At 58.4% G+C, this 10,984-nt stretch carries 12 protein-coding genes and 1 pseudogene; 6 read left to right on the top strand and 7 right to left on the bottom strand.

All coding sequences use genetic code 11. The features are described from left to right. Positions 1-227: 227 nt before the first annotated feature. Together BN874_RS00005 and BN874_RS26290 are read right to left on the bottom strand one after the other, a co-directional pair. Positions 228-1,712, bottom strand: coding sequence for a M48 family metalloprotease (locus BN874_RS00005; RefSeq protein ID WP_051497215.1), 1,485 nt, complete (start codon positions 1,710-1,712; stop codon positions 228-230). Positions 1,713-1,805: 93 nt separating this feature from the next. Further along, positions 1,806-1,932 (bottom strand): annotated as a pseudogene (locus BN874_RS26290) (IS982 family transposase); the annotation flags it as partial. 254 nt (positions 1,933-2,186) lie between these two features. Here BN874_RS26290 and BN874_RS00010 point away from each other — a divergent pair. The 3 genes from BN874_RS00010 to BN874_RS00020 are packed head-to-tail and all read left to right on the top strand — an operon-like array spanning position 2,187 to position 4,618. After that, positions 2,187-2,984 (top strand): cysteine hydrolase family protein, encoded by a 798-nt coding sequence (locus BN874_RS00010; protein ID WP_034429930.1) that lies wholly within the window; start codon positions 2,187-2,189, stop codon positions 2,982-2,984. After that, a complete protein-coding gene (locus BN874_RS00015) occupies positions 2,981-3,865 on the top strand; it encodes a protein phosphatase 2C domain-containing protein (protein ID WP_034429931.1) in 885 nt (294 codons plus the stop codon). Before BN874_RS00010 ends, BN874_RS00015 begins: the two co-directional genes overlap by 4 nt. 3 nt (positions 3,866-3,868) lie before the next feature. Continuing rightward, positions 3,869-4,618: an NUDIX hydrolase gene (locus tag BN874_RS00020; protein WP_034429933.1), complete on the top strand. Its 750-nt coding sequence runs from the start codon at positions 3,869-3,871 to the stop codon at positions 4,616-4,618. Positions 4,619-4,628: 10 nt separating this feature from the next. On the opposite strand, the gene BN874_RS00025 is transcribed toward BN874_RS00020, so the two are convergent. The 3 genes from BN874_RS00025 to ubiK form a co-directional block, all read right to left on the bottom strand. After that, positions 4,629-5,111, bottom strand: a complete 483-nt coding sequence (locus BN874_RS00025) for a hypothetical protein (RefSeq protein WP_051497216.1) — start codon at positions 5,109-5,111, stop codon at positions 4,629-4,631. A gap of 57 nt (positions 5,112-5,168) precedes the next feature. Continuing rightward, positions 5,169-6,680, bottom strand: a complete 1,512-nt coding sequence (locus tag BN874_RS00030) for a YifB family Mg chelatase-like AAA ATPase (RefSeq protein WP_034429934.1) — start codon at positions 6,678-6,680, stop codon at positions 5,169-5,171. A 108-nt stretch (positions 6,681-6,788) separates the two neighbouring features. Beyond that, positions 6,789-7,091: a ubiquinone biosynthesis accessory factor UbiK gene (gene ubiK / locus BN874_RS00035; protein ID WP_034429935.1), complete on the bottom strand. Its 303-nt coding sequence runs from the start codon at positions 7,089-7,091 to the stop codon at positions 6,789-6,791. 306 nt (positions 7,092-7,397) lie between these two features. Here ubiK and BN874_RS00040 point away from each other — a divergent pair, with 306 nt between their 5' ends. The 3 genes from BN874_RS00040 (at position 7,398) to BN874_RS00050 (ending at position 9,629) form a co-directional block, all read left to right on the top strand. Continuing rightward, positions 7,398-7,736 (top strand): P-II family nitrogen regulator, encoded by a 339-nt coding sequence (locus BN874_RS00040; RefSeq protein WP_034429937.1) that lies wholly within the window; start codon positions 7,398-7,400, stop codon positions 7,734-7,736. Between the two features lie 67 nt (positions 7,737-7,803). Then, entirely contained in the window at positions 7,804-9,171 is a 1,368-nt protein-coding gene (locus tag BN874_RS00045) for an ammonium transporter (protein WP_034429939.1), read from the top strand. Positions 9,172-9,290: 119 nt separating this feature from the next. Then, positions 9,291-9,629, top strand: coding sequence for a P-II family nitrogen regulator (locus BN874_RS00050; protein ID WP_034429940.1), 339 nt, complete (start codon positions 9,291-9,293; stop codon positions 9,627-9,629). Between the two features lie 85 nt (positions 9,630-9,714). Here the strand turns inward: BN874_RS00050 and BN874_RS00055 are convergent, their stop codons facing one another. Then, positions 9,715-10,182, bottom strand: coding sequence for a Uma2 family endonuclease (locus BN874_RS00055; protein ID WP_034429943.1), 468 nt, complete (start codon positions 10,180-10,182; stop codon positions 9,715-9,717). A gap of 147 nt (positions 10,183-10,329) precedes the next feature. Then, positions 10,330-10,984: HDOD domain-containing protein (locus BN874_RS00060; protein ID WP_034429945.1), on the bottom strand; the 655-nt coding region annotated here is incomplete at its 5' end.

Here is a 10,984-nt window from a genome sequence, read left to right on the forward strand (position 1 = left end):
AAACGGGCAGACCAACAAAACCGCAGCATGACTTCGTATATCGAATGGCTGGTGCTGCAAGACGCGGCGAAAACCGAACCGAAGAACCGGCGCGGATAGAACGTCAAGGCCGCCGGACGGGCTGCTCCGGGCAGAATCGCATCGCCCTCGAATCGGGGCTTGCGATTCTGAGTCCCTACGCAATCCCTTCTACGACCGGCGGGGTCGTTCGTCATCCATGACTCACTTCAAGGCGAATCGCGTTTGGAAACCGGCAGCAGATCTTGCTCAATAGCCTCGGCTTTAAGTTGTTTGAGGCGGGCGCGTAACTGCGCTTCCTGATTTGGAGACAGGCCGGGATTGCGAATTCCGAGTTCCAGTTGCTCGATAGCGGGCAACAACTCGCCGTTCAGGTAGTGATATTCGGCCATGGTGGAGTGAGTTGCTGCCATGTCGCCGGATCGCTGTGCGGCTTGGGCATAGGTAGCGTAGAGCAGCGGATCGTTGGGCCGGCGGCGCAAATGCGGTTGTAACAACTGCATGGACAGCTTCGGGTCGCCCTGGGTAGCGAGGGCGCGACCGTAGGACATTGCCAACGTGAAGTCGTCGGGATACAACTGGTGCGCTTCCTCGAACAATCGCGAGGCTTGCGCCCGATCCCCGCGAGCCAGAGCCAGTTCCGCTGCTTCAATGCGGAACGCCAATCGGTCGGAATCGCTCTTGAGCAGGCGGGCCACTTGTTGCTGGGCGTCGTCGTAACGGCCCGCCTGGCGCAGTGCCAGCGCATAGGCGTAGCGTTCGGCGGTTTCGCTGGCGTAACCGCCCTTGGTGAGAGTGGTTTCAATGTCGCGGATCAGGGCGTTGTTATCGTCGGTGATGAGTACACGCGCCCGCGCCTTGGCGAGATCATAAGCCTTGCGGTCACGGAGTGAGGGGGCGCGCCGCAGCGGCGGAACCTCGATCCGATCCTGAGTGTCGGCGACGCGATTTTCCGGGCGCGGGTGGGTGAGCAGCATTTCTGGAACCTGGTTGCGCGCCTCGCCGCGTGATAAGCGTTCCAGCTTGGTGAAGAAGTCGCTCATGCCCTTGGGGTCGTAGCCGGCCTTGGCCAGAAACTGCATCCCAAAACGGTCGGCTTCCTGTTCATTGGCGCGGGTGAAACTGATCTGATGCTGGGCGCTGGCTGCCATGGTGCCGACCATCGCCGCTTGACCAGCCTGCTTGCTGGCTGCCGCCAGCGCCGCACCGGCGATCATGGCTGCCGCCATCGGTAGCGTTAGCCGCTTCATATCGGCAATAGCGCGGATGATGTGCCGCTGCGAGACATGGGCAATTTCGTGGGCTATGACTCCGGCCAGTTCATCCTCCCGCTGGGTGAACAGCAGCAAGCCGGCATGGATACCGATGAAATTTTGCGGCAAGGCAAAGGCGTTGATGCTGGAATTGCGGACCATGAAGAAGGTGAACGGCACCCCGTTCTGGTCGGCATAGGTCACGATGCTCTGACCGATGGAGTTGAGATATTCATTCAGTTGCACGTCGTCCATCACCGCGCCGCGTGCCCGTAGCCATTGCATGACTTCCAGCCCCATCTTCTGCTCTTCATCAGGGCCGAAGTAAACCTGGGAGGGATCGCCGATATCCGGCAAGCGAATGGATTGTGCGGCGGGCTGAAGGGCAGGAACCATGCCGATGATTAGGCTCAGGCTCAGGGACAGCAGACGACGGGACATGGGATTTTCGACCGGGAAGAGAATGCTGATAAGACTTGGGAACCTGCGGCGCGTTCCCAATCGATTACAGGGATTCCCGGTGCGGCGACGTTATACGACTTCACTATCCGTCCACTTCGGAGCAAAACCCCGCTGGCGCAAGTGGTGATCTTCTTATCAGGGAACTCCAGTGTTTTTCTACCCAGCAAGACACGGTAATGATAAAGTTTTCGAGCGGCATAGCGGTGTCACTGTCAGGTTGAGGTGGGTGGGTTCCCTCTCAACGTAGCGCCGACCGCCATGCCGCGCCGGTTTGTCCTCATCAGTCATCAAAAAAGTCGAACATCGCGTCACTATAGCGATCCTGCTTCAATGAGTTGTGGAATTCGTCGTAGCACCGGCTTCCAGCCCGTCGTCGCATCGATCCCCCTGTTACCTCCACTACCGGTCCAAGATTGCCATGGCCGCGACCCAACACCACCAAGGAGAACCGCCATGCGTCTCGAATTTCTCATCATCGATCCGCAAAACGACTTCAGCGATACACCAGGTGCAGCGCTGCCGGTCCCCGGCGCCGGCGCCGACGCCGAACGGTTGGCGAGATTGCTGGACCGACTCGGCGATCACATCGCCGCTATTCACGTCACCCTCGATACTCACCAACTGGTGGATATTTCTCACCCGATATTCTGGCGGGACAGCCACGGGCAACCACCGTCGCCCTTCACCCAGATTACCGTCGCCGACATGGAGCATGAAATCTGGCAGCCCCTGAAAGCGGAACATCGGGCGCGGGCGCTGGATTATGTGCGTGCCCTGCGCGACCACGGGCGCTATACCCTGACGATCTGGCCACCGCATTGTCTGGTTGGCACCTGGGGCCACAATGTGATTCCGGTGGTCGCTGCGGCCTTGCAACGCTGGGAGGAAGCCGGCTTCGCCCGGGTAAACTATGTGACCAAGGGCTACAATCCCTGGACCGAACACTATTCCGCAGTCCAAGCCGACGTGCCCGATCCGACCGATCCGGGTACCCAGATCAACACTCGATTGATCCGGGCGCTGAAAAATGCCGATGTGGTCGCGCTGTCGGGACAGGCACTGTCGCACTGTGTCGCCCATACGGTGCGGGACATCGCTGATCATCTCGGCCCGGAGAGCATCGGCAAACTGGTGCTGATCGAGGACACCAGTTCGCCGGTGCCGGGCTTTGAGGCGCTGGCCCGCCAATTCCTCAGTGACATGCGCCAGCGTGGGATGAAGACGGCCAAGGCGGCAGAATTTCATCCATGACCCTGGTTCTGGATGCGTATTACACCATCGGACGGATGCACCGCTTCTGCCAGGATTATGTCTGCCAAGGCTGGGAACCGATACCGCATCTGATTCTGGCCGATGGCTGTTCCGCGACAGCGGACAGTGATCTGGGCGCACGGCTGCTGGTGCTGAATGCCCGTCATTTGCTACCCCACTTCATCGGCGCGGCGGATGCAACCGAACATCAAACCCGGCACTGGCGATTAGGGCGGCGGATTGTGCGCCGGGCGGCTCGGCAGGCGCGTGAAATGGGGCTGGATGACGGCGTTCTCGATGCTACGCTACTGATCGCTTGGTGCGATGGCGCAACCATCCATATTCACCTGTACGGCGATGGCTGCATCGCGGTTCGGCGCGCCGATGGTGGAGTGGCAACGGTGCTGATCGAATATGCCGAGAACGCGCCGTACTACCTGTCCTATCTACTGCACTCGCAACGCGGGCTGCTCTATCAGGAAGCGATTGGCGATCCCGCAACGGCGCAGCGCATCCATTACCAGAGCGACACCAGCGAAACCACCCGCCGGGAACGCTTCGATGCACCTGCGGTATTCAGTTTCGATCTGGCAACATTTCCGACCGTCGCCATAGCCACCGATGGATTGGATTCGTTCGTGAATGCCAAAACCGGCCAACGATTGAAGGTGTTGACCGTAGCGCGGGAAATGCTGGATTTTCGCAATTTCGACGGCGCATTTATCCAGCGTCGGCTGCGTGAAACGCTGATCGAGTACGCCCAGCGGCAGGTATTTTGTTGTGATGACATCGGGTTGGGGGCTTTCATCGCTTTGGATGAGGAAGCAATCACGGATTCGCTGCCAATAGCCGCCGCCACGATGGCGATAAGGGAGAGTTGACCAATGACGAACAACACCATAACCGAATCGAGCGAAGCAGAATTTCTCCAGCATTACGATACGGCGTGCTACGAAAAACCGTCGTTTACCGTGGATTTGGTGATCTTTACGGTACGCGACGAACAGTTGCATGTGCTGCTGGTCAAGCGTGCTGAGCACCCGTTCAAGGGCAGTTGGGCGTTACCGGGCGGGTTTCTTGACCCCCAGCGCGATGACTCTGTAGATGCCTGCGCGGTGCGCAAGCTGACCGAGGAAACCGGGGTAAGCGCGCCGTATCTGGAGCAATTAAAAACCTATGGCTCCTGCGACCGCGACCCACGCGGCTGGATCGCTACTACCGTCTACTTTGCGCTGATGGTCTCGGATGCGGTACGACTGGGCGGCAATCAGGCGGCGGCGTGTTGGGCGCCGGTGCGCGGCGATGGGGTGAATTTCAACCTGGCCTTCGATCACGCCCCTATTCTGGCCGATGCAGTGGAGCGGTTACGCTCCAAGCTGGAGTACACCCACATCGCGGTACATTTGCTGCCGGAAGAATTCACCTTGCCCGAATTGCAGCGGACTTACGAAATCATCCTGCAACAGCCGCTCGACAAGAGTTCCTTCCGCCGCCGGGTGGTGCAGGCGGACATGCTGGAAGAGCTGACCGGCAAGCAACGCGATGGTTCTGGCCGACCGGCGCAGCTTTACCGCTTTCGCGAGTATGACCGGCTCACTTTTTTCCCGCGCAGCATCAGTCGCCACGCCCGCTGAACGAACGCCATCAGAAAAACCGCAGATAGGCTTCCAGCACCCGCAGGGTGTAAGCGCTGGCGGCACTGCTGCGGTACTGATCGGGATCACCGGTCATCCACCAGGCAGCGGCGCGCTGTACGGCTACGATCTCATTGTTGTTGCTGAGCGTGAATTGATCGCGCAGCACCTTTCCCATTACACAGACCAGCACCGGACGGGCTAAGGCTTGATCGGCGGCAAACTGCTCCGGCGTCACCTCCTGGTCGAGACAGCGTTTGGACCAGCGCACGATGTTATCCGGCTTGATTTTCCAGTCACTGTACAGCCCGGCATCCGGCCCCGCATTCGGTGCCGACAGTCGTAGCGCCTCCACCAATGCCTCCACCTTGGCATCGGAGATTTGCGCGTGCGCGGGGAACCACATGACCCACAGCAGCAGTAGCGCTCCAAGCCACCGGAACCGAAGGGGTTGGAAACAGCGAGGGGCGGAAATACGGTTGGTCGGAATCATGGCGGGGTCACTCGTAAAAAAGTTCGGATCGAAAAGGAGGAAGGTGAACACCGATTCCTAACGCGCTGGCGCCCGATCCAGGGTGCGATAACTGATAGCCTCGGTCAGATGCGGCGTCTTAATGTTCTCGGCGCCAGCCAGATCGGCAATGGTCCGCGATACCTTCAAAATCCGGTGATACGCACGCGGCGACAATCCCAGCCGTTCCAGCGCATGTTCCAGCAACCGGTGATCGGCCTCGCTCAAAGTGCAATAACGCTCGATTTCACGGGTATTCATCACACTGTTCGGCTTGCCGGCGCGCTGCAATTGCCGGTCGCGGGCGGCGCACACCCGGGCGCGCACCGTAGCGCTGCTCTCCTCCGCGACATCGCCGCGCAACACCCGATGCGCCAGTCGCGGCACTTCAATGTGCAAATCAATCCGATCCACCAGTGGTCCTGACACCCGCGCCCGGTAGCGGCGCACCTGTTCCTGGCCGCAGGCGCAACGCCGTTCAGCATCTCCCAGATAGCCGCAGGGACAGGGATTCATCGCCGCCACCAACTGGAACCGAGCCGGAAAATCGGCTTGGCGGGCCGCACGGGAGATGGTAATTCGCCCCGATTCCAGCGGCTCGCGCAGCACTTCCAGCACCCGCCGGTCGTATTCGGGCAACTCATCCAGAAACAGCACTCCATGATGCGCCAGCGAAATTTCGCCGGGTCGAGGCTGGCTGCCGCCGCCCACCAAGGCCACTCCCGACGCGGTGTGGTGGGGTGCCCGGAACGGGCGGACGCCCCATTGCTTCAAGTCCAGCCCTTGCGCACTGATCGAAGCAATCGCGGCCGTTTCCAGCGCCTCCACTTCGGTCAGCGGCGGCATAATGCCGGGAAGCCGGCTGGCCAGCATGGTTTTACCAGTACCGGGCGGGCCAATCAGCAGCAGGTTATGACCGCCGGCAGCGGCGATTTCCAGGGCACGCTTGGCGTGGTGCTGGCCGCGCACATCGCCCAAATCCCGTTCCAGCATCGCCGCCACTGCGGGCGGCGGCTGGACCGTAGGCGATTGCAGGGCGGTACCGGTTGCCAGTTGCCGACAGACCTCCAGCAAGTGCCCTGCACCAAGTACCTTGACCCCGCTGACCAGCAGCGCTTCTCCCGCATTATCGCAAGGCACTAACAGAATGCGCCCGGCGTCGCGACAAGCCAGGGTCACCGGCAGCACCCCGCGAATCCCGCGTAATTCGCCGCCCAGCGCCAGTTCGCCAAAAAATTCATATTGGGCCAATCGTTCGCGGTTAATTTGGCCGGAGGCGGCCAGGATGCCGAGCGCAATCGGCAGGTCGAAGCGCCCACCTTCCTTGGGCAGATCGGCCGGCGCCAGATTGATGGTGATCCGGCGGGTGGGAAATTCAAACTGGCTGTTTTGAATCGCACCGCGCACTCGATCCTTGCTTTCCTTCACTGCCGCTTCCGGCAACCCGACGATAAACAACCCCGGCAGGCCGCCAGACAGATGGACCTCCACGCTCACCAATGGAGCATCAATGCCCACTTGAGCGCGGGTGTAAACAATAGCGAGCGACATGAAGGTTCCACAGGCGAAGGATGGGGCTGTACGGGATAGCCGGTTTTTTAACCACTGACCGGTCACTGCGCAGTCATTCTGCACTTTTTTAGTGCGTCGGCTATGACCTCAGCCCTCGCTAGGGTCCGGTTCAGCCGGTTTATCCGCGCTCTTGCGCCGCTTGCCGCCCGCTACCTTCCCTTCCAGTTCCGCAACCTGTTTTTCCAACTCTTCCAGTTTGGCGCGGGTGCGGGCCAGCACCGCCTGCTGTACATCGAATTCCTCGCGGGTCACCAATTCCAGTTTGGCGAAGGCCGCTTGTAGTGCGGCATGGGCGTTTTTTTCCATTTCTGCCTGGAACTGGCGAAAGCCGGGCGGCACCGCTTCGGCGAGACGCTTGGCCAAATCATCAAAAACTTTAGGGTCGATCATTGCTCGTTCTCCAGGAGAGTCAGGTTCCCATTTAGTCTAACGGGATTTTTACAGTTTGCGCGTCCGACTGCGTTGCATCAAAACAGTGCGCAATCGTGGATGTAGGTTCGGATACGAACCCAATGAGCGATGGAAGCATCCTGAATTTATACCAAACACTCTGTTTATAAAAGAATTAGTTTTAATGGCACACGATATGCTAACTGCTGATGAGACAGAGGGTCGGTGCTGGTCAATGAAGTGATCGGGACGCCGCAATAACACCTTACATCCTTCGGGATTAATAACGACAGGAGACGTAGATACATGAAATTGATTACTGCGGTCATCAAGCCGTTCAAGCTGGACGATGTTCGGGAGGCGCTCTCGGAGGTAGGGGCACAAGGCGTTACAGTCACCGAAGTGAAGGGGTTTGGTCGGCAAAAGGGCCATACCGAGTTGTATCGAGGGGCGGAATATGTGGTGGATTTTCTGCCCAAAATCAAGATTGAAGTCGGGGTGCCCGACGAATTGGCGGAGCGGATCATCGAGGCGATCACCCGCTCCGCCAATACTGGCAAAGTCGGCGACGGCAAAATTTTTGTGTACGACCTGGAAGGCGCTATCCGCATCCGCACCGGCGAGTCAGGGCCGGAAGCGCTATGACAACTTATTGTTCACTATTTCAACCGTGTATGCGAAACCTTGGAGAACTCCACTGATGTGTAGAACGATGCAAACGGCAAAAAGCGGTGGCTTGCTGTTGTTGCTGGGAATCCTGGCACCGACGCTGGCCCTGGCTGAAGAAGCGGTAGTCGCAACCGTGACCCCGGCGCTCGATTCCGGCGACACCGCCTGGATGCTGACGTCGACCGCGCTGGTGCTGTTTATGACCATTCCCGGTCTGGCGCTGTTTTATGCCGGCATGGTGCGGGCCAAGAATGTGCTGTCGGTGATGATGCAGTGTTTCGCCATTACCGCGCTGGTAACCGTATTGTGGACGCTGTACGGCTACAGCCTGGCTTTCGATACCACCGGGATGGAAGCCGGCGTCCTCAACCTCAATTCCTTTATCGGCACTCTCGCCAAAGCGTTCCTGAGCGGTGTTACGGTAGAAAGTCTATGGCAACCGGCCGCTACCGTAACGAACGCCATTCCAGAAACGGTGTTCATGACCTATCAGATGACCTTCGCCATTATTACCCCCGCGCTAATCGTGGGCGCGTTTGCGGAACGGATGAAGTTTTCTGCGCTGCTGCTATTTATGGGAGTGTGGTTTACTGTGGTCTACTTACCGGTCGCGCATATGGTTTGGGGCGGTGCGGGTTCGCTGATCGGCAGCAGTTGGAGCGTACTGGATTTCGCCGGCGGTACAGTAGTGCATATTAATGCGGGTATTGCCGGCTTCGTGGCCTGCCTGGTGATCGGCAAGCGCAAGGGGTATCCGCATACCGCGATGCCGCCGCATAACCTCAACTTCACCGTCATCGGCGCCTCAATGCTATGGGTGGGCTGGTTCGGCTTCAACGCCGGCAGCGCAGTAGCCGCCAATGGCAGCGCAGGCATGGCAATGGCGGTGACCCAGATCGCAACCGCTGCGGCGGCGCTGGCGTGGATGTTCGCCGAGTGGATAACCCATGGTAAGCCCAGTGTGCTGGGCATTGCCTCTGGCGCGGTCGCCGGGTTGGTGGCAATTACCCCGGCATCAGGCACTGCCGGTCCGATGGGTGCCCTGCTGATCGGTGTAGCATCAGGAGTGCTGTGTTTCCTGGCGTCCACCAAGCTCAAGCGGGCTCTGGGTTACGACGACTCGCTGGATGTGTTCGGCGTCCACTGTATCGGCGGCATCGTGGGTGCGATTTTGACCGGTCTGTGCGTAGACAAGATGATGGGTGGCGTAGGGCTGGCGGAAGGCATGACCTTGGGCAGCCAAATCTGGGCACAGTGCAAGGGTGTGCTGTTCACCCTGGTGTATTCCGGCATCTTGAGCTTTGTGATTCTGAAGATCGTGGATGCCGTGATCGGGTTGCGAGTCAAGGAGGAGCAGGAAACCGAAGGCTTGGATCTGGCTCTGCACGACGAGCGCGGCTACAGCCTGTAACGGTTAAGGGCCGGCGGACACCGGAAGTTTGCGCCCGGTGTCCGTTCAAAATCGCGTGTAGCCATGGATTTCGGTTATATTCCCGTATGTTTTGGATTGGCGAACGCTAGAGGTTATCCATGAAACTGGTCACTGCAATCATCAAACCGTTCAAGCTGGACGACGTGCGGGAAGCGCTGTCGGGGATTGGCGTACAAGGTATCACTGTGACCGAGGTCAAGGGTTTCGGTCGCCAGAAGGGACACACCGAGCTGTATCGCGGCGCCGAGTATGTGGTGGATTTTCTGCCGAAGGTCAAGCTGGAAATTGCGGTGGATGACATCCTGGTGGATAAGGTGGTGGAAGCGATCTGCTCCACCGCCAACACCGGAAAAATCGGCGATGGCAAAATCTTTATCTATGACTTGGAGCGGGCAATCCGAATTCGTACCGGCGAAATCGGTCCCGGCGCGTTGTAACCGCACAGTGAGGCGCATCGGAAAGGGCGGAGCCACAACTTAACTTGTGGCTCCGCCCTTTTCTTTTTATGGAACAATGGATCATTCAAAACTCCAGCACAATCGGATGCAACAACGCCGACCGCTCCAGCCGACCGCTGGCATCATGAATTTCAATCCGTCCGTCTTCAAACACGATCCAGACTTCCCGCACCCCGGCATTCAGATAAAGCGCGATCTTCTCCGCCAACTCCTGTCGGCTGTTGGAAGGCGACACCACTTCCACGCATAACTCCGGCGCGTGAGGATAGGGTGTAGCGAAGCCGTACTGACGAATAAAATCCGCTGAACACCAGACCACATCCGCCACCTTCACCCCTTTCGTGGTCTGAATGGAGCATTCGGGAAATACCCGTCCCGGCAGCTTACCTCCAAGTAATCGAATCACATCACCTTGTAGCAGACTGCGTCGATTGGACGCCGGACTCATCACGATTTTCCCATACTCGTTTAATTCGATCTTGTAAGGCAAATCCTGCAAGACCGGATCAGCCAATACCTCTGCCCATTCCATCGCTGGTCACTCCCGCAAGCCAATCGCTAATCTCAGGGATTGTCTCATTACGTCAAGTATTGCAAATAGAGTCATCGCGTTATCTCCTACAGTCTCATCAAGCATCGCTATCCAGAATTACAACCACCTCTGTTTAGTTAGCGCCGATCAACCCTCGCTGGGCAACCGTAATGCCTCAGACAAGGTATCCAAATCCGCCATGCTGGACTGTACCCGTGCCAGCGCATCCATCGCCTGTTCGCGGGTGATCCCGAGCATGAACATGGCGAGTACCGGCAAGCGGTTGTTGTTCTCCTCGCCTAAACCCACATAATGCAGCAGCCGGTTGGCAATCAATACCAGATTGGAATATTCGGCGTAAGGCTGAGTGCAATCCTCGTTATGATGCCAACGCACTGCCGCGATCACCTCTTCAGGCATGGACCAGGCCTGCATCAGCCAAGCACCGATATGCCAATGTTCGGCACCCAAAACATAGCTCTCTATCGCGCTCGACGACACTTGCCGGTTAACCGCCAGGAAGTGGTTGAACAAAAAAAAGCGGGCTGGGAACAAATGCCCCAATACCAAATAGCCGAAATCGTGCAGCAGACCGCTCAGATAGGCCAAACCCGGTTTGACGGCTACCGATTCGGGGAGCAGCTTGACCAACTCGCTGACCAGGGACGCACAGTAGATACTGTGCCGCCAGAAGGACTGTAGGCCCACCGGGCCATCGGCTGGAATGGTAAACGTCCGGCTCATGCTGGATCCGAGCAGCAGATTGAGCGTGTTTTCAAACCCTAATACCTGTTCGATAGCC

This window comes from Candidatus Contendobacter odensis Run_B_J11 (assembly GCF_000531125.1).
GTDB classification, from domain to species: Bacteria; Pseudomonadota; Gammaproteobacteria; order Competibacterales; family Competibacteraceae; genus Contendibacter; species Contendibacter odensensis.